Annotated in this window: 19 protein-coding genes and 1 tRNA gene; 5 read left to right on the plus strand and 15 right to left on the minus strand. The window is 36.4% G+C overall.

Features of this window, described 5'->3' with window-relative positions; translation table 11 throughout:
- Positions 1-450 carry a type I restriction enzyme HsdR N-terminal domain-containing protein gene (locus JR347_RS16465; protein WP_205721677.1) on the minus strand — a complete coding sequence of 150 codons (450 nt, stop codon included), beginning with the start codon at positions 448-450 and terminating at the stop codon, positions 1-3.
- Between the two features lie 31 nt (positions 451-481).
- Here JR347_RS16465 and JR347_RS16470 point away from each other — a divergent pair, with 31 nt between their 5' ends.
- Both JR347_RS16470 and JR347_RS16475 read left to right on the plus strand, forming a co-directional pair.
- Entirely contained in the window at positions 482-1,252 is a 771-nt protein-coding gene (locus tag JR347_RS16470; RefSeq protein WP_205721678.1) for an AMP nucleosidase, read from the plus strand.
- Positions 1,253-1,262: 10 nt separating this feature from the next.
- Positions 1,263-3,053, plus strand: coding sequence for an SLC13 family permease (locus JR347_RS16475; protein WP_205721679.1), 1,791 nt, complete (start codon positions 1,263-1,265; stop codon positions 3,051-3,053).
- Here the strand turns inward: JR347_RS16475 and JR347_RS16480 are convergent.
- From JR347_RS16480 to JR347_RS16540, 13 genes are all read right to left on the minus strand, one after another.
- Entirely contained in the window at positions 3,050-4,348 is a 1,299-nt protein-coding gene (locus JR347_RS16480) for an MFS transporter (protein ID WP_205721680.1), read from the minus strand. The genes JR347_RS16475 and JR347_RS16480 overlap by 4 nt on opposite strands.
- A 75-nt stretch (positions 4,349-4,423) precedes the next feature.
- A complete protein-coding gene (locus JR347_RS16485; protein ID WP_205721681.1) occupies positions 4,424-4,885 on the minus strand; it encodes an ExbD/TolR family protein in 462 nt (153 codons plus the stop codon).
- Positions 4,886-4,888: 3 nt separating this feature from the next.
- Positions 4,889-5,482 carry an ExbD/TolR family protein gene (locus JR347_RS16490; protein WP_205721682.1) on the minus strand — a complete coding sequence of 198 codons (594 nt, stop codon included), beginning with the start codon at positions 5,480-5,482 and terminating at the stop codon, positions 4,889-4,891.
- Positions 5,482-5,808: a hypothetical protein gene (locus tag JR347_RS16495; protein WP_205721683.1), complete on the minus strand. Its 327-nt coding sequence runs from the start codon at positions 5,806-5,808 to the stop codon at positions 5,482-5,484. The genes JR347_RS16490 and JR347_RS16495 overlap by 1 nt, the downstream gene beginning before the upstream one ends.
- 33 nt (positions 5,809-5,841) lie before the next feature.
- Positions 5,842-6,663, minus strand: coding sequence for a MotA/TolQ/ExbB proton channel family protein (locus JR347_RS16500; RefSeq protein WP_205721684.1), 822 nt, complete (start codon positions 6,661-6,663; stop codon positions 5,842-5,844).
- A gap of 144 nt (positions 6,664-6,807) precedes the next feature.
- Positions 6,808-6,896 (minus strand) — tRNA-Ser (locus tag JR347_RS16505).
- 82 nt (positions 6,897-6,978) lie between these two features.
- Positions 6,979-8,046, minus strand: a complete 1,068-nt coding sequence (locus tag JR347_RS16510; RefSeq protein WP_205721685.1) for an asparaginase — start codon at positions 8,044-8,046, stop codon at positions 6,979-6,981.
- Positions 8,043-8,807: a TatD family hydrolase gene (locus tag JR347_RS16515; protein ID WP_205721686.1), complete on the minus strand. Its 765-nt coding sequence runs from the start codon at positions 8,805-8,807 to the stop codon at positions 8,043-8,045. The genes JR347_RS16510 and JR347_RS16515 overlap by 4 nt, the downstream gene beginning before the upstream one ends.
- 9 nt (positions 8,808-8,816) lie before the next feature.
- Positions 8,817-9,887: a glycosyltransferase gene (locus tag JR347_RS16520; protein ID WP_205721687.1), complete on the minus strand. Its 1,071-nt coding sequence runs from the start codon at positions 9,885-9,887 to the stop codon at positions 8,817-8,819.
- Positions 9,884-10,507, minus strand: coding sequence for a polysaccharide deacetylase family protein (locus JR347_RS16525; RefSeq protein ID WP_205721688.1), 624 nt, complete (start codon positions 10,505-10,507; stop codon positions 9,884-9,886). Before JR347_RS16525 ends, JR347_RS16520 begins: the two co-directional genes overlap by 4 nt.
- A complete protein-coding gene (locus JR347_RS16530; RefSeq protein ID WP_205721689.1) occupies positions 10,507-11,724 on the minus strand; it encodes a GAF domain-containing SpoIIE family protein phosphatase in 1,218 nt (405 codons plus the stop codon). Before JR347_RS16530 ends, JR347_RS16525 begins: the two co-directional genes overlap by 1 nt.
- A 54-nt stretch (positions 11,725-11,778) precedes the next feature.
- Positions 11,779-12,894 (minus strand): glycosyltransferase, encoded by a 1,116-nt coding sequence (locus JR347_RS16535; RefSeq protein WP_205721690.1) that lies wholly within the window; start codon positions 12,892-12,894, stop codon positions 11,779-11,781.
- Entirely contained in the window at positions 12,864-13,811 is a 948-nt protein-coding gene (locus tag JR347_RS16540) for a lysylphosphatidylglycerol synthase domain-containing protein (RefSeq protein WP_205721691.1), read from the minus strand. The genes JR347_RS16535 and JR347_RS16540 overlap by 31 nt, the downstream gene beginning before the upstream one ends.
- A 17-nt stretch (positions 13,812-13,828) precedes the next feature.
- Between JR347_RS16540 and ruvC the strand changes: the two genes are divergently transcribed.
- The 3 genes from ruvC to JR347_RS16555 all read left to right on the plus strand — a co-directional run bounded on the left by ruvC (position 13,829) and on the right by JR347_RS16555 (position 16,882).
- Positions 13,829-14,398, plus strand: a complete 570-nt coding sequence (gene ruvC / locus JR347_RS16545) for a crossover junction endodeoxyribonuclease RuvC (RefSeq protein ID WP_205721692.1) — start codon at positions 13,829-13,831, stop codon at positions 14,396-14,398.
- Between the two features lie 64 nt (positions 14,399-14,462).
- Positions 14,463-14,909, plus strand: a complete 447-nt coding sequence (locus JR347_RS16550; RefSeq protein WP_205721693.1) for a T9SS type A sorting domain-containing protein — start codon at positions 14,463-14,465, stop codon at positions 14,907-14,909.
- Positions 14,906-16,882 (plus strand): hypothetical protein, encoded by a 1,977-nt coding sequence (locus JR347_RS16555; protein ID WP_205721694.1) that lies wholly within the window; start codon positions 14,906-14,908, stop codon positions 16,880-16,882. The genes JR347_RS16550 and JR347_RS16555 overlap by 4 nt, the downstream gene beginning before the upstream one ends.
- A 21-nt stretch (positions 16,883-16,903) precedes the next feature.
- Here JR347_RS16555 and JR347_RS16560 read toward each other — a convergent pair whose 3' ends face one another.
- Positions 16,904-18,085, minus strand: a complete 1,182-nt coding sequence (locus JR347_RS16560) for a glycosyltransferase family 4 protein (protein WP_205721695.1) — start codon at positions 18,083-18,085, stop codon at positions 16,904-16,906.
- Positions 18,086-18,096: the final 11 nt, after the last annotated feature.

Here is an 18,096-nt window from a genome sequence, read left to right on the forward strand (position 1 = left end):
TCAGGCATTTTTGCTATATACAGGAATTTGATCTCTAAACTCATATTTGCTCTGATTCATCATTTCACAGCAGAAATGGTTAATACCATTAGTTAACACAATATATCTTGCGTTGATGGTTTTATTATACATTGTGAGTTGATCAAGCGCCTTTTGGTCGAGTTTCACTTTAAATGATTTACATTCCACAATCATGAAAGTTGTGCCATCACTATTTAAGACTTGAATATCAGACCTTTTATCCAGTCTATTATATTTTAAACCAGATTCTATTTTAATTAGCGACTTAGGAAAATCACTTTGATTAATTAGAAAATGAATAAAACCCTGCCTTACCCATTCCTCGGGCTGTAGCACGACATATTTTTTTCGAATGATGTCAAAAACTTCTGTTTTACCTGCATTTTTTCTCAATTTGCAATCGAAATCAGGAAGGTTGAGTTTTATCATAATTCAAATAAACTTAAATTGAGTTAACAATATGAAAACTAAAAAGGAAATTATTGAAAACTGGCTTCCAAGATACACTGGCACGCCATTGGAAGTCTTTGGAAAATATATTTTACTCACTAATTTTTTCAACTATGTTGAAATGTTTGCAGAAGAATTCGGCTGTGAAATATATGGTAAAGGTAAAGCCATGCAAACAGCTACTGCAAATGATATTACCATCATAAATTTTGGAATGGGTAGTGCCATGGCTGCTACTGCAATGGATCTTATTGCGGCAGTGGAACCAAAGGCAACATTATTTTTGGGTAAATGCGGAGGTATCAAAAAGAAAACTAAACTTGGTGATTTGATATTACCCATTGCTGCAATACGAGGCGAAGGAACTAGTGACGAATATATGCCTCAAGAAATTCCTGCATTGCCATCTTTTAGTTTACAAAGAGCTGTTAGTTCCATGATTAAAAAGCACCAACTCGATTACTGGACAGGAACAGTATTTACTACTAACCGTAGAGTTTGGGAGCATGATAAAGAATTTAAGAAGAAGTTAAGAAAGATGCGAGCCATGTGTGTTGACATGGAAACAGCCACCATATTTACTGTAGGTTTTGTAAATGAAATACCCAGAGGAGCCTTGTTATTAGTGTCAGATAATCCAATGATACCAGATGGTGTTAAAACTTCTGAAAGTGATGCGAAAGTAACTGCTGATTTTGTTAAAAATCATTTAAAAATTGGTATTGACGCATTGATGGAATTAATAAATTCCGGAGATTCAGTTAAACATCTTAGATACTAATCTACAACTATTGTTACCGATTGATATTCAGCCATATTTTGTGCTTGGGGTAATAGCATTACTCTTTACAGCTCTCTATACAGAAATAACCAAACCTGCAATTTCATTTCTATTTGCAACGTTGGTTCTTGTTATAGGTGGTGTTATTATTCCTAAAGATGTGTTAGATGGCCTGGCTAATGAATCAATTATAAGTATCGTTTTATTGATACTTATTACAGCTGGATTCAGATCTAATTTTAATGTTGAAGGTTTACTCGATAGTCTTTTTAAAAAGGCTAAGTCATACAGGTACTTCTTAGGTCTTATGATGGCTAAAGTCGCTATACTTTCATCATTTGTTAATAACACTCCGGTAGTTGTGCTAATGACTCCATACGTGTTTGACTGGGGGCGAAAAAACAAAATATCGCCATCAAAATTATTAATCCCACTAAGTTACGCCACCATTTTCGGAGGTATGATTACCATTATCGGTACATCAACGACCTTAGTACTAAATGGTTTTTTAGCGAAAAATGGGTTAGTGACGATTAATGCATTACACTTATTTTATATTGGGGGCTGCATTACCATTTTTTGTATATTATTCATCCTATTAATTGGAAATAAACTCTTACCGTCTCGTCAAGACCTCATTGAAAAATTTGAACTTTCTAAAAGGGAGTATTTAATAGAAAAGAGACTCAGTCAGGACTCTGATCTTGTAGGAAAAACAGTTAAAGAAGGGGGGCTGAGAAACCTTAAAGGGGTCTATCTTGTGGAGATCGTTAGAAAAGATCAAATTATCTCACCGGTTAATCCTAATGAAATTATTGAACCGAACGACATTTTGATATTTGCTGGGAATACTGATACTATTATTGATTTGACCTTGTCAAATGTGGGTATTGAGCTACCATCGAATCTTGAACCTAGTAGTGGTAAAAACTTACAAGTAGTTGAGGGAGTTATAAGTGCTAATAATAGCTTAATAGGAAAAACAGTAAAGGAGTCTAACTTCAGAGAACGTTATGATGCAGCAGTTGTAGCTATACACCGTAATGGGGAGAAATTAAGTGGCAAAATTGGGCGGATCAAGATTAAGGCTGGTGATGTTTTGCTAATGTACGTGGGTAAGTCATTTCACAATAAAGTTGATGTTTATAAAGACTTATATATTATTTCTGGTGATTTAAAGGAAATCAGGAACTCCAAAAAAACTGATACGCTAAAATTAGTTGTAATAACAGTTGTAATCGTAAGCCTTCTATTCACTCAATCTTATAGCCTATTTACTTCATTGCTGATTATAACGACCGTAATGGTGGGCATGAAGCTTATAACCTTGCAGAATATAAAGCGGGATTTAGATATAAATATGATCATAATCCTAGTGCTTTCCTTAGCAATTGGTCAAGCAATGATAAAGTCAGGTACTGGAACAATAGTCGCCCATCAGGTGGTAGAATTATTGATGCCTTACGGAAATATAGGGCTTTTAATAGGTATGGTTCTAATAACGACCGTATTGACTTCATTTGTTACAAATGTTGGTGCCATTGCCATTTCGTTTCCTTTGGCATTAGGTATTATAAATGACCTTGGTATTGAGGGTGCTCCTTTCTTTTTAGCCATAGCTTTTGCAGCTTCTGCCGCATTTATCACACCAATTGGGTATCAGACTAATCTGATAGTTTATGGCCCAGGTGGATATAATTTTAAGGATTTCTTGAAAATTGGGGTGCCTGTTACCTGTCTCTATTTAGCAATAGTAATTTTAGGTATAGCACTTCTTTACCCACAAGTTTTTCCTATTTAAGCACGTCTTTTTAGATGGTCGGGTAATTTAAGCAAAAGTAAGAACCCCATGCCCACTAAGAAAAATAGCATTAATGCCAGTGTACTATTTCGCATACTATTAGTTATTTGGTCAATGAGGCCGTAGGAAAAAGTACCTACAACTATTGACAGATTATAGGTAACGTCATAAAAGCTGAAGTATGAAGCATGATCAATAGTGTTTTCAGGTATTAGTTTTGCAAAGGTTGATCTGGACAGGGATTGTATACCTCCCATTACTAACCCAACCACAAAAGCTAAAAGATAAAATTCATTTGCATTGTATACGAAATACGCACCAAGACAAACAAATATCCATATAAACACCATCGTTAGGAGCGAAAACTTATTACCTTTTTTACTAGATAGATGAGCAAAGGCATAAGCGCCAGCAATAGCAACTATTTGAATAAGCAGGACAGTTATGATCAATTGCGATGATTCCAGCTCTAATTCCTTAGCACCGAATGTTGCCGCTAAATACATGACGGTTTGCACACCCATATTGTAGAAGAAAAAAGCAAGCAAGAATATTTTTGTCATTTTTTCATCTTTTACAGCCCTCCAAACTTTCCTAAGTTCCTTATAGCCTTCAGTAAAAAGGTTAGTTCGCTCCTTCAGATTAAAAACATTATCCGGAACACGCCAAAAAGTAATTTGGGAGAAGCCCAACCACCATACACCAACAGTAAGAAATGCAAATCGAGTAGCTATTCCTTTGTCTGCAAACCCAAATACATCATACATCTCTATCATAACAAGGTTCAGAACCAATAAGATAACACTACCAATATAACCTAAGGAATATCCCTTTGCGCTTATTTTATCAAACCTATCTTCAGATGCTATCTCAGGAAGAAAAGCATCGTAAAAAACAAGACTTCCAGAGTAGCCAATACTTGCTAGAACAGAGCAAATGATGGCCCATTCTATATTATCTCCGGTAAAAAAATAAAGACCAATGCAAGCAAAAGAACCAATATACACGAAGATTTTCATGAAGAATTTCTTCTTACCACCGTAATCAGCGATACCGGATAAGATTGGAAGTATGGCTGCAACGAACAAGAAAGAGAAGGAGAGTGAATAAGAATATAATACCGAGTTGGACACATTCCAACCAAAGAAATTCACCAAATCACTACCATCGCTAGCAGTGGTTACGGCATTATAATAAATTGGAAATATGGCCGATGTTATTACTAACGAATAGACTGAGTTAGCCCAGTCATACATGCACCATGCATTAATGGTTCTTGAGTTATTTAATTCCATTGTGGACGGTTAATTAAAAAAGGGTTTCTGAAAAACAGAAACCCTTCTAAATTATATATTATTCACTTAATAAAACTATTCTGGTGCTTCAAGGATAGTTGAATACAACAACTTCCTTGCGTTTGCTTTACGCAATTGTAGTTCAATATCTGAAATCAAACCTCTTTTTGCTTCTTTATCTACTTTTAAAGCAATAGTAATCTGATCTCTTTCTACTTCATTAAGCTTATCCTTTTCCTGAGCAACCCAAAGAGTAACATCTTTTGGTTCAATGAACACGTCATTCGCTTGAATTCTTGGTTCAGTTCCCCACTGATCTGTTTTCTTAGGCTCACCCACGTATAGATAACTAACAAGTGATTTTCTCTCCAACTTTCTAAGCTGTGTAGCATCAGGAATACGTTGCTTCACGTTAATAGTAACCTCTCTTAAAACAGTTGTTACCATAAAGAAGAATAGAAGCATGAAGATAATATCAGGAAGCGCTGAAGTAGGAATATCCTGTTTGGTATTTGCCTTTTTCTTAAACTTTGACATTTCTTATCCTCCTATTTTAGTTGGTTCCGCAATTGAGATTTGCATAGGGAATTCTATTTCACCTTCTGGTGTTAGTCCTCTTCCTGTATCATACAATCTCTTATTATCAGGATCCTTCAAGTTATCAATTATTTTTCTCCACTGTTCTGTAGTTACCCCAGCTCTATCTGCATACATTTCGTAGTATGCCGCCTGGATATTATCCAGTACCTCGATAAATTTATCTTGTGTTGTACCACGGTCAGTTTTTAAAGAGACAATGGCCTTTTTAGGGCTATCTGAAGACTCAGGATCTTTTCCGTTATTGTTAACGAAATCTTTAATCATCTGCTTGATCTCCTTGACATCAGCAGTAAAAGGTTCACCTTCTACAAGCATCTTATCCGCTGAGTTAATCTGTATTTTAAATAAGTTTCTCTCAGGAATTTTGATGTCAATATCCTCCATCTGATCAGGATCTGGAGGTAAAGGAATGAGCAGACCCTTGTCGTTAGCAATTGTCGTTGTTACCAAGAAGAATATCAAAAGTAGGAAGGCGATATCCGCCATCGAACTTGAGTTAATTTCCGGGTTCTCTCTTCCTTTGTTACGTGCCATTATTTTATTGCTTTATTGATTTCTGTAAATACTATACCCACTAATGCAGCGATAAAGAGTACATACATTGTTATTAATCCACCACCTACGAATTTAGACACACCTGATGTGGCCCCGGCAGCAATTAATCTTGCATTTAGTCCATCTCCAGCTATGGCATAGCATATTAGAAATAGAATTACAATACCTACCAATGCACCCGCTGGTTTCACCAAAGATTTTGGGTTATCCAACGATTTTACAATAGGAAGTACTATAGCTCCTACCGCTGCTACTACGAACATCAGGTAAGAAACATAAAGCATGATATCTATAATATTTTCCATTATTAAACAGGTTTAATTATTTATAACTATTTATTAGTTAGAAAGCTTGTGCTTCACTAACAAGTCAACCAACGTGATTGACGCATCTTCCATTTGGTTCACTAAAGAATCGATCTTAGAAACCAAGTAGTTATAAAATACCTGAAGAATAATACCTACAATAAGACCAGCTACTGTTGTTAAAAGGGCAACTTTAATACCGTTGGCAACAATTTGAGGAGAGATATCACCTGCAGCCTCGATAGCATCAAATGCACCAATCATACCAATTACAGTTCCCATGAAACCAAGCATTGGAGCAAGTGCGATAAATAATGATACCCATACAAGACCTTTTTCCAATCTACCCATTTCTACAGAACCGTAAGCAATGATAGATTTCTCAACCATATCAATACCTTCAGACATTCTCATAAGACCTTGAGTAAAGATAGAAGCAACAGGACCTTTTGTGTTTCTAGTAACTTCCTTAGCTGCTTCTACACCACCTTTAGAAAGTGCATCTTCCACTGTAGCCAAAAGCTTGTCAGTATTAGTAGTAGCAAGGTTTAATGTAATAATTCTTTCAATAGCGATAGCTAAACCAATGATAAGACATAAAAGTACTGGCGTCATAAATTTCCAGTCACCTTCGATGAATTTGTCTTTAATCACCTGGTGGAAAGAAGCTTCTTCTTCAACCACTGGCTCAGGCTCAGCAACAGGTTCTTCAACAACGGGTTCTGGCTCATCAACTACCTGAGTAGTATCTTCCATAGCCGCTGCTGTGTCAGCTGCTTCCTCCTCTTGAGCGTAAGATTGAAAACCAAGGGACATAAACCCTACCAGCGCCAATAATGTGAATAGTTTTTTCATAGTTCAAGTTTTAAAGTGTTCTCTTTTTAAGAGAAGTTTTAGTTAAGCAATTAGATATTAAAATTTAAATTTAGTTAAAAGTTTCTACTCTAAGTCTGTATTCGATTGATTCTTGTATCTAAATAGTAATTATTTCGCATACTGAGGAGAGGAAGGGATTCGAACCCTCGGTGCCTTTTGACGGGCACACTCGCTTTCCAAGCGAGCACCATCGACCACTCGGTCACCTCTCCAAATGTGAGCCTTCTGCTCACAAGAAGCACAAATAAATCAATAAAAAACACTTTATGCAAGCGCAAACTAAATTATTGGGTATTAATTTATCGTCATCTCTCCACACATAGAATTAAGCATTCTATGCCTAATTTGAGGTATTTCTTCCTCCTCACTCAAAACTAACATAAGCTTTGAAATTGCCGCTTCCAATGTAATATCTGCACCTCCTATCACTCCTATGGCTTCAAGATCCTCGCTGGTTTCATATCTTCCCTGATCTACTTTGCCTCCCGGGCATTGAGATACATTGAATACAACCACACCTTTATCGATGGATTTTTTAATTATTTCAAGAAACCAATCGTAAGTAGGTGCATTACCAGAACCATAGGTTTCAATTACCACTCCTCTTAGCTGAGGAATAGAGAAAAAAGCCTCAATCGACTGTTTTGAGACACCTGGAAATAGTTTAAGCACGGCCACATTCGTATCAAATGATTGATGAAACTTTAACTTATTATGATCAACCTGATGAATAAACTTGTGATTATAACTTATCTCAACACCAGCCTCTGCCAATAACGGATAGTTTTCTGACTCAAAGGCATCGAAGTGTATGCTTTCTACTTTTTTTGATCTGTTTCCTCTTAGTAATACTGCATCGAAATAAATACATACTTCCGGCACTATGGGTTTGCCGTTCTCTCGTGACGAAGCGACTACTATTGAAGTAATAAGGTTTTCCCTGGCATCTGATCTTGGTGACGATATAGGCAACTGAGCTCCGGTAAAAACAACTGGCTTGGTCAAGTTTTCTAGCATAAAGCTTAGAGCCGATGCTGTATAAGCCATAGTGTCCGTGCCATGTAAAACAACAAACCCGTCAAATTCATTATAATTTTCAAAAATGAGTTTTCCTATTAGCTCCCAATGGCTTGGATTTACATTGGATGAGTCTATCGGTTCTTCAAAGGACATAACCGTGATATTTAACTCCAATTGCCGGAGAGAAGGTATATGATCCATGATTGAGCTAAAGTCGAAAGGAATTAAGGCTCCGCCTTCGTTATGAATCATTCCTAATGTACCTCCTGTATATATAATGAGTATGGTAGATTCAGGTGGCCTGGCCGCAGAGGTGATTATATTAGACTTAGTAATTTTCATTTGAATAATTGCTTGGCATTCATTGTAGTCACTTCCTTCACCTCATCCAGCTCCATTTTTTTATATTCTGATATTTTAGTTGCGACAAGTTCAATAAATGAAGGTTCATTTCTTTTGCCACGATTAGGAGTTGGGGCTAAATAAGGACTGTCTGTTTCCAACACTATTTTATCGATATCAACATCCGGCAATACTTTATCCATACCCCCATTTTTAAAAGTAGCGACACCACCAATTCCCACATAAAAGCCTAACTCGATGATTTTGTTGGCTTGCTCTGTTGTTCCGGTAAAGCAATGAAAAACTCCCCTCAACTTCTCATTCCCCAGTTTTTCTATCAACTCAATAGTTTCATCAATGGATTCTCTGCAATGAATTACGACAGGTCTATCATATTTTACTGCCCACTGGCATTGTATATTGAAAGCTTCTTGCTGCTGTGGCCAGAATGTTTTATCCCAATATAAATCTGTACCTATCTCACCTATTGCCGACCATTTTCTTTTCCCCAACCATTCCTCCACTAAATATAATTCTTTTTCAAATGTCTTATTTACCGAGCATGGATGCAGGCCCATCATTGCAACACACATGTCATGCTTCTCTTCCAGCTCCAGCATACCATCAATAGAAGTGTGATCTATATTAGGCATATAAATTTTTTCAATGCCCACTTCCTGAGATCTATCGAGCACTTGGTCAATATCCTTTTCAAACTGATCTAAATAAATATGTGCGTGCGTGTCAATCATTTTACTCATGACCCAAAATTAGTATTTCCTGCCTTTCCAACTCACTTTAGCCGGAAGCAAATAATAGATAGCTGAACTTAATGAAACGATTATGGAATAAAATTCATAAATGATTAATTGCCCGAATGAATATTTTAGTTCAAGACTATTTAAACATCTTAAAATGAAAAAGGTCTGAAATAGTATTTTAATAATCATTAGTGATAAACCTAATTGTAGGTTATAAGAAATTAATAGAATGAGGGCAGGAAAATAAAGTGCTTGAACGAGCAATAGTAATACAATCAATTTTGGCAATTGAACTGCTCCTTTCATCCAGCGTTTTCTTTGGTTTAAAAGATTGATAAATCCTGATACTGGCTTTGTTTTACCTAAAACTGCTGGATTAAACAACTGCACAATATCAAACCCTTTGTTTCGGACATGCTTAAAAAGCTCAAAGTCTTCCGTAATGGAAAATGGTATCGACTCGTAGCCACCAACTGCCTGATAGGCCTTTTTAGTGATCATCATATTATTACCCATTGTTGTGACTGGTTGGCCTACATCTTTCAAAACCTTGATGATTCCTAAAGAAAATATCCAGTCAATACTTTGATAATTATTTCCTTCCACGTAAGTCACACCTGTAACGATCCCCTCATTTTTCAAACTACCAACCATTGATCTTACCCACGATGCCGGAAGCTGCATATCTGCATCCGTTATTAGAAACACATCTCCAGAAGCCTGATTTGCCAATTGGGCTAGCACATTCGCTTTTCCTTTTTGATGACCTACGTTCCTTTCAATTTTTAAAACTTTAGAATTTGAATTGTGCTGTAATTCGTCTTTAGCCAATTGGTATGTTTCATCTTCTGATTGATCATCACCAACGAGTATTTGAACAAGTTCATTGGGATAGTCTTGCCTGATTAAAGATTGAAGGCAGGCTTTAATATTTGCAGCTTCGTTTCTGGCAGCAATAAGTACGGATACTTTTTTTAAAGGAGCAGTCGTATCTGAAAGAGTATCATCCTTCCATAATACAAGAAGGCATATATCAACAAGCAGTGCAAGTGACGCTATTCCAATCAAAAAATATATCATACTAAACCAAAACTATAGCCTTTCTTCTGATAATGCTCGATATAACGCGGAAGAGCATATCTAATATTTTTTTCAGCTTTAACATTATCGTGAAAAAGCACTATAGAACCTCTATTTGTGGCTTTGATTGTGTTATAAAGACAGTCCTTAGGCGAAATACTCTTGCTGTAATCCCCTGAAAGCACATCCCACATAATTATCTTATGATTCTTTTTTATCAACTTGATTTGAGACCTTTTTAATTTGCCGTAAGGTGGGCGAAATAAGCCTTTATTTTGATCTAGTGAATGCAATTCGCGTTCGCATTCTACAATATTATTCAGATAATCTGATGCTGAGTTTTTCCACCCATTTAAATGGTTGAAAGTATGATTCCCCAGCTGATGCCCTTCTTCAATGGCACGAACTGCAATAGTTCTATTCTTTTTTAAGTTGCCACCTACACAAAAAAAAGTAGCTTGAATGTGATTTTCCTGAAGCGTATTCAATATAAACTCGGTAAGAGAAGGGATAGGGCCATCATCAAAGGTGAGAAAGAGTATTTTGTCTTTTGTTTTCTTTCTCCATATTAGAGATGGATATAGCTGCTGAACAAATCGGGGCGTGCGATGGAAAAACATTAGAGCGACACCTTGGTGGTTAGCATGGTTATATCATCATGATACCCATTGTCACCTTTAAACCCATCGAGGTTTATAATAATATCTTGGTGCACTCTTTTTAAATCGCTGGTATCATTGTTTTTAAAATACTCTTCTAATCTTTTTGAGCCAAACTCCTCATTATTTTCATTACTCGTTTCAGTAAGTCCATCAGTATAGCAGAATAGTAAAAACTCATCTAACTCGGTAATAAAGCCTTCATTAACGAAAGGTAGTGGGTGAATTGCCCCCAACACGGTAGAACCTTCATCAAGGGAAGTTATTTCTCCATTGATTAATAGTAATGGAGGGTTATGACCAGAATTGATATACACCAATGTTTTTAGTTTGTGATCATATATTGCTGCAAAGAAGGTAATGAACTTTTCGCCTTTTGCATTTTCCAATACCTGATAGTTCAGTTCATTGACGATCTCTACCAAGTTAGGCGTTTGCCTCACCAGTGTTCTGAGCGATGCCTGAAAATTAGACATCATTAACGCGGCAGGTATCCCCTTTCCACTTACATCGGCAATGCATATTAAAAACTGATTTTCATTGATCGGAATGTAATCGTAATAATCACCTCCTACTCTATCGTGTGGTAGATAACTGGCCTCTATTTTTAAACCCGGACCGTAGGGTAGTTTATCCGGAAACAAGAATTGCTGAACATCACTCGCAATTTCCAACTCTTTTCTCAGTGCCTCCTGCTCTAACTGCTGTCTTGCCAGTTTCTTGTTTTCTATAGCAACTATTATGATGTTACTCAAAGCCTGGATAAAGCGTACGCTACTCTTCTTTACTTCCTGATCTTCCGAGCCCTGAATTCCACCAATAAATACAACCGCCAATAATGCGGATTTATGATAAATAGGTATTAGAAAATCAAATTCTCCGAAGACATCATCCCGATCATCAATTTCTGTTAATGACTTGTGCACCAAAAACTCTTCGCATAAGGTTTCTTCAAAACAATTAATTGTCGTTCCAAAATTCACTTTACAACCCCATTCTTTATCATACACAAAAAGAGCCATGCGTTTTACATTCAGGTTACCGCGCAAGGTAAACTCATAAATTTTGTACAATGATGCTTCCGGAAGATTATTATTTATTGACTGTGTAATCTCCAGAAGAGCATTGAGTTCCAGCTCTTTAAGTTTGTATTTATTCTGAATTGAAAGTGTCTCCATCTATTCTATTATGGCTTAATTAGCCTTATAAGCAATATAGTTATTAATAAATTCTCACCCAAGTTTATGCTTCCGTCCCTTCCATGTATAGAATTTAACATTGGCCATAACACCAATATATAAGCAGTACAAAGGGTAAAGAATCACCGTTATCAAATAGTAAAAAATGTTTAACGAGTTTCTCATTGACTTCAGTACTAAGTGGGTGAAAATTCCATCTAAAATTATCTTAGATAGTGCCAGAGTCAAATATAAAGGTGATTGTTGGATGATCCCGAGTGTTAAGCAGAGTATAGGGAAGATAGAAGATAAAACCACCAATATTGCCAGGCTTGATTTGTAGAAACTCTTATTCGAATTCCATTTGCTCGCCCAGCGAATTCGCTGACTTACAAACTCTGTGAATGTTGGTGGTGCTTGTGTACGAACAACGGCCTCTTTGCTTTTTATATAGACTATTGAACGATTATACACTTTGCTTATTTTATGTATTAAATATTCATCATCACCAGAGGCCACATGGAAGTTACCTTCGTAGCCATTTACCTTTTCAAATGCTGATTTTCTAAAGGCCAAGTTCGCTCCATTGCACATGATAGGAGCGCCTATATTATTACTAGCTGCCCCTACTCCAATTACTGGCGCAAATTCTATTTGCTGCAATCTGGAAAATATTGTTTCAGAATTAGTAAAGGCTACGCCACCAAAAACCAGTTGAATTTGATGCTTTTGAAATTGACTAACGATGCAATTGATCCATTCAGGTTGAACAATACAATCAGCATCAGTTGTTACAATTATTTCTCCGGCCGAATTATTGATCCCAAAGTTTAATGCTGCCTTTTTACCTTGCATGTCAACAGGTAGGCTCAATACTTTATACTCTTGTGGTAATTCTCCTAAATCAGGTCTATCATTAGAATGATCATCTACCAAAATGATTTCTAGAAATGAGCGGTTGTAATTCAATTGATTTAGCGACTCAATAAGCGATAGTAAATTATTTGCCTCATTCCTAAAAGGAACAATTACAGACACTCTCAGTTCTTGGCCTTTATTCAATTGATGATCAGTCCAACGAATCCAAAGAAAAGAGCAAATCATAACAAGAATCCACACTAAGTAGACACCAATAATAATTAAACTGATTGTTTCGAGGATAGAGACCATTTAAGTTTAAGCATTGAGGGAATACCCACAAGTGTAGGAATTAATATATTAATGAGCCAAAGCAACAGGCTTGCATTTACAATTGGTATAATTTCCACACTATACTTCTCAAAGAAATAAATTGCCGAATACTCTCTTATGCCTAAATCGCTTAGAAAATTAAATGTGGGCAGAATAGATTTGGCAAGAAAAATATAGGTTGACCCGGCAAATGCTAACGAGAAATTAATAGCCGGTATGAGTGCTTTGATAATGATGACAAATTGCATGGCAAATACCAGATATCTAATCATCGATAGAAACTGAATCTTTAAAAGCGTGCTAAATGAGTAGCTTTTTACTAGAGATAAGTACCTGGCAAAGACATTAAAGTGACTCATCCAATTAAGAAGACTAAAGACTATGACTATCGCAAAAATTAGGATAACCAAAGCCGCGAAAGGCCACCAAAAACCATAAAGATAATCCAGACCTACCAATCCGAATATTGCCGTTGCAATCATCTGAGTTGATCTACTAATAAAGAGGGAACTGACCAACCCCTCACGACCTTTTTCCTGAATTGTTAAAATTCTACCGAAATAATCACCAATACCATGAGGAGTAGCAAAGCTTAATGTAAGGCCGGCAAGTACACCCTTTAGCGAATCCATTAAGTTAATGGGCGTTACTTTGTTAACCAATATTTTCCACTTGAGTGATTCCAACAGCCAGTTAAGTGGCATTAATGCAATAACAAGTATCAACGGCCAATAATTATTTTTGATTAAATGTAGAGTGGATTCATAAAGCTGCGTGGCTAATCTATCTTGTGATTTAAGCTTGTCGAATAGCAAATACCCAATTACTCCAAGAACAAGTAATTTGGCCGTGATCAGATAAACCTTGTAATAAGATTGGGAAGGTTTCGTATTCATTTAGGTAAATTGCAGCAATGGCCAAATTAGAGAAAAATACTCAAAGCGAACAGATCATTCTAGGTCTAGACCCTGGTACAAGCGTCATGGGTTATGGGTTAATATCAGTGAAAGGCCAACAGCTGAAATTATTGCAATTCGGTGTAATACACTTGAGTAAGTATAGCACCCATGAATTGAAGCTGAAAAAGATCTTTGACCGTGTCATTAGCCTAATTGATGATTTCAACCCTGACGAGGTAGCACTTGAAGCCCCTTTTTATGGTAAAAACGTTCAGTCTATGCTGAAACTTGGTAGGGCCCAGGGAGTATCTATGGCGGCTGCCCTAAGTAGAGAAATCCCGATTACCGAATATGCCCCGAAAAAAGTGAAGCAATCAGTAACGAGTAATGGTAATGCTTCGAAAGAGCAGGTGGCCAATATGCTTATGACATTATTGAAGATTAAGGAAATGCCTAAACTTTTGGATGCCACTGATGCGTTGGCCGTGGCAGTATGCCATCATTTTCAAAAAGGTGGTAGCGAAAAGGCAGGCGCTAAAAGTTGGAAGGCGTTTGTTGGAGAGAATCCGGGGAGGGTGAAATAAATCATTTAAGCTTACAATTTTATTAACTATTTAATTTTAGATTTGTCTTATTAATATTACTTATATGACAAAATTTCTTGTAGTAATTACATGTCTTTTAGCAATCAATACAGCTTATAGTCAGGAAGTTATCGCTACCGCAGGTGAGGAATCGATAAACTCCACTGGTGTTGTTAATTTTACTATAGGTGAAGTTTTTACAGCCAATTATTTAAATGTGAGTGAAGGTTTTCATCAACCACAATTAACAGTAGTTACTAATATTAATAATCTAACAGAAAAATCAGGCTTTCAAGTTTACCCTAACCCTGTAAATAGTAACCTCACAATTAACGCAAATAAAGAATCTATTCGTAAAGCAATAGTTGTTGATATGCACGGAAAAGTGTTACATCAAACTACTTTCTTCCAAAATACAAGTATTGACTTCAACTCTTATGGAGCCGGCTTCTATATTATTATGATTCAAGAAAAAAATAAGACAACTAAATTTAAAGTATTCAAACAATGAGATTAGTATTAGTAACCACATTATTTTTCGCAATTAATATACTGTATGCTCAGGCTCCTAATTCATTCAATTATCAGGCAGTAGTTAGGGATGAAGCAGGAAATATTTTAAGCAATAAACAAGTCAATTTTAATATATCTATCATTGAAGGTTCTGAAACTGGTTCGACTGTCTATAGTGAAAATCATTTAGTTACAACCAATGCCAATGGTCTTGTTTCTTTACAAATAGGTGCTGGTACTGTATTGGTTGGTGATTTTTCAGCGATTAATTGGGGGGAATCAACGCATTATGCAAAAGTTGAATTGGATATCAATGGGGGTACAAATTTTGAATTATTGGGAATTAATAAACTAAATTCCGTACCCTATGCACTATTTGCTAATAAAGTAGACCCTAGTTCCTTGCCATGGAAGATAAATGCAGGCAACCTGTATTACAATGATGGTTATATAGGAGTTGGTACTGATAACCCAGGACACCACTTAGAAATAAATGTAGATGCTACTGGAGATGAAGGCATTAACAGACAATTCATAAGCGTTAGAAATGTAAATAATACATTTAAATCTTATGCTGCGGTTGGGTTGGCCAGTGGTACAGGTGCGAATAAGTCAGATGGTTCCATTGCTGTTACAGCAATGAACTATTCAGCATTACCAGATCTTGCTGGTATGACCTATGTTGTTAACAATGAAAATGGTGTAGCCGTAAGAGCTAGAAATGCGAATGGTAAAATAAAATTTTGGACTGGTGGAGATGGATCTTCCTTTGAAAGAATGACAATCAATAGCTTAGGGAATGTCGGGATTAACAATACATCACCTAACTACACGTTGGATATTAACGGAACTCTAAATACCACAGAGTTACTAGTTAATGGCAACCCAATTGCTCCTAACTCACCTTGGTCAAAAAATAGTGATAACATATTTTTCAATGAAGGCTTAGTGGGAATTGGCACTAATAACCCAGGGCACCACCTAGAAATAAATGTAGATGCTACTGGAGATGATGGCATTAACAGACAATTCATAAGCGTTAGAAATGTAAATAACACATTTAAATCTTATGCTGCGGTTGGGTTGGCCAGTGGTACAGGTGCGAATAAGTCAGATGGTTCCATTGCAGTTACAGCAATGAACTATTCAGCATTACCAGATCTTGCTGGTATGACCTATGTTGTTAACAATGAAAATGGTGTTGCCATTAGAGCTAGAAATGCAAATGGTAAAATAAAATTTTGGACAGGTGGAGATGGATCTTCCTTTGAAAGAATGACAATCAATAGCTTAGGGAATGTCGGGATTAACAATACATCACCTAACTACACACTGGATATTAACGGTACTCTAAATACCACAGAGTTGCTAGTTAATGGCAACCCAATTGCTCCTAACTCACCTTGGTCAAAAAATAGTGATAACATATTTTTCAATGAAGGCTTAGTGGGAATTGGCACTAATAACCCAGGGCACCACTTAGAAATAAATGTAGATGCTACTGGAGATGATGGCATTAACAGACAATTCATAAGTGTTAGAAATGTAAATAATACATTTAAATCTTATGCTGCGGTTGGGTTGGCCAGTGGTACAGGTGCGAATAAGTCAGATGGTTCAATAGCAGTCACAGCAATGAACTATTCAGCATTACCAGATCTTGCTGGTATGACATATGTTGTTAATAATGAAAATGGTGTTGCCATTAGAGCTAGAAATGCAAATGGGAAAATAAAATTTTGGACCGGTGGAGATGGATCTTCCTTTGAAAGAATGACAATCAATAGCTCAGGGAATGTCGGGATTAACAATCCTGATCCTAAATCTAAACTACAGGTCTCAAATGGTGACGTCTATATAGACGAGATAGGCAGTGGAGTTATTATGAAATCGTCTGATGGAAATTGTTGGAGAATGACAGTTGATAATTCTGGTAATCCAGTATTTGCATCAATTACATGCCCTAACTAATAAAAGTTTTAAAATTAATTATTAGAGGGTTTGATACATTTCTATCAAGCCCTCACTTGTCACATCCCAATTCCAACGATCTTGCACGGCCTTCTTACCATTTTCACCCAATCTGTAAGCTAATTCATCGTTTTCATAAAGTTGGATGATCTGCTGAGCAAGTAGCAGCTCATTTTCTGCAGGAAAGATCAACCCACATTCTTCCTCCCTTACAACATTTGCCTGTGTTGTAGAATCGCTCACTACCACCGGTTTACCCATTGCCATATATTGAAATAATTTATTTGCAAAAGTGGTATCGTGATGTTTATTTCTTTTGAGGGGTGAGATACAAATATTGGATGCAAGTGTATATGATGGGAATAGAGATACATCTTGCCAGCCTTCAAAACTTACCAAGTTATTAACACCCTCATTACTAGCAAGTTGCTTGAGTTTATTATCTACAGAGCTATCTCCTACTAAAATTAGTCGAGCATTCGGTATCTTATCTTTGATAATTTTCATTGACTTAATAGCCGTATCAGTGCCTCTTCTTAAACTGGTATCGCCTAGGTAAAGTATATTAAAAGTGCTATTGAATCGGTCAAGTATCGATTCATCAATACTGTAATTCAAAAATAATTCAGGTAGTATCGTATTAGGTACAACCACGATATCTTCAGCTTTTTTGAGGCCTTTGCTCATCACATCATTTTTAGCTTCTTCTGTAACCAGAATAAGTTTATCTGATCTTTTGATAAGCTTATCCTGAACTTTATTCCACTTATCAGTACTAATTAAAATTTTTCCTAACCCTTCATTTACATGTTTGTAATGCTTCATGATTTCAGGTCGGTTTTCATGTAAATCTAAAACGACCTTTAATTTGCCAGCATTTACATCTATTACAGCTTTGGCAATAACCATATCATGAATGTGTAACACGTTTGGCTTTAACTTATTAATAAAGTCCTTAATGCTTGGTTTAATTCGATTATGAAAGAATGGAAAGGTGTAAGCAAGTGCCGATAGTTTATACGTGAGTTTATCAACCTTATATCTGTGCACAGTTATTTCATTTATTACCTCATTCGAGGGTCTACCTTGGTAGTCAAGACTAAAAAGATGTACTTCATGACCCGCTTTTATTAAGCATATTGCCTCATTTTCCACCCTCGAATCAGGTGGAAAGGCGGTATCAAGAAACATGGCAATTTTCATTTAGTAAAATC

It is taken from the genome of Fulvivirga lutea (assembly GCF_017068455.1).
Classification (GTDB): Bacteria; Bacteroidota; Bacteroidia; order Cytophagales; family Cyclobacteriaceae; genus Fulvivirga; species Fulvivirga lutea.

Bases quoted from the DNA above. Each gene is read 5' to 3' on its own strand.
- JR347_RS16465 (WP_205721677.1), bottom strand. From the start codon at position 450: ATGATAAAACTCAACCTTCCTGATTTCGATTGCAAATTGAGAAAAAAT.
- JR347_RS16470 (WP_205721678.1), top strand. From the start codon at position 482: ATGAAAACTAAAAAGGAAATTATTGAAAACTGGCTTCCAAGATACACT.
- JR347_RS16480 (WP_205721680.1), bottom strand. From the start codon at position 4,348: ATGGAATTAAATAACTCAAGAACCATTAATGCATGGTGCATGTATGAC.
- JR347_RS16485 (WP_205721681.1), bottom strand. From the start codon at position 4,885: ATGTCAAAGTTTAAGAAAAAGGCAAATACCAAACAGGATATTCCTACT.
- JR347_RS16490 (WP_205721682.1), bottom strand. From the start codon at position 5,482: ATGGCACGTAACAAAGGAAGAGAGAACCCGGAAATTAACTCAAGTTCG.
- JR347_RS16495 (WP_205721683.1), bottom strand. From the start codon at position 5,808: ATGGAAAATATTATAGATATCATGCTTTATGTTTCTTACCTGATGTTC.
- JR347_RS16500 (WP_205721684.1), bottom strand. From the start codon at position 6,663: ATGAAAAAACTATTCACATTATTGGCGCTGGTAGGGTTTATGTCCCTT.
- JR347_RS16510 (WP_205721685.1), bottom strand. From the start codon at position 8,046: ATGAAAATTACTAAGTCTAATATAATCACCTCTGCGGCCAGGCCACCT.
- JR347_RS16515 (WP_205721686.1), bottom strand. From the start codon at position 8,807: ATGAGTAAAATGATTGACACGCACGCACATATTTATTTAGATCAGTTT.
- JR347_RS16520 (WP_205721687.1), bottom strand. From the start codon at position 9,887: ATGATATATTTTTTGATTGGAATAGCGTCACTTGCACTGCTTGTTGAT.
- JR347_RS16525 (WP_205721688.1), bottom strand. From the start codon at position 10,507: ATGTTTTTCCATCGCACGCCCCGATTTGTTCAGCAGCTATATCCATCT.
- JR347_RS16530 (WP_205721689.1), bottom strand. From the start codon at position 11,724: ATGGAGACACTTTCAATTCAGAATAAATACAAACTTAAAGAGCTGGAA.
- JR347_RS16535 (WP_205721690.1), bottom strand. From the start codon at position 12,894: ATGGTCTCTATCCTCGAAACAATCAGTTTAATTATTATTGGTGTCTAC.
- JR347_RS16540 (WP_205721691.1), bottom strand. From the start codon at position 13,811: ATGAATACGAAACCTTCCCAATCTTATTACAAGGTTTATCTGATCACG.
- ruvC (WP_205721692.1), top strand. From the start codon at position 13,829: ATGGCCAAATTAGAGAAAAATACTCAAAGCGAACAGATCATTCTAGGT.
- JR347_RS16550 (WP_205721693.1), top strand. From the start codon at position 14,463: ATGACAAAATTTCTTGTAGTAATTACATGTCTTTTAGCAATCAATACA.
- JR347_RS16555 (WP_205721694.1), top strand. From the start codon at position 14,906: ATGAGATTAGTATTAGTAACCACATTATTTTTCGCAATTAATATACTG.
- JR347_RS16560 (WP_205721695.1), bottom strand. From the start codon at position 18,085: ATGAAAATTGCCATGTTTCTTGATACCGCCTTTCCACCTGATTCGAGG.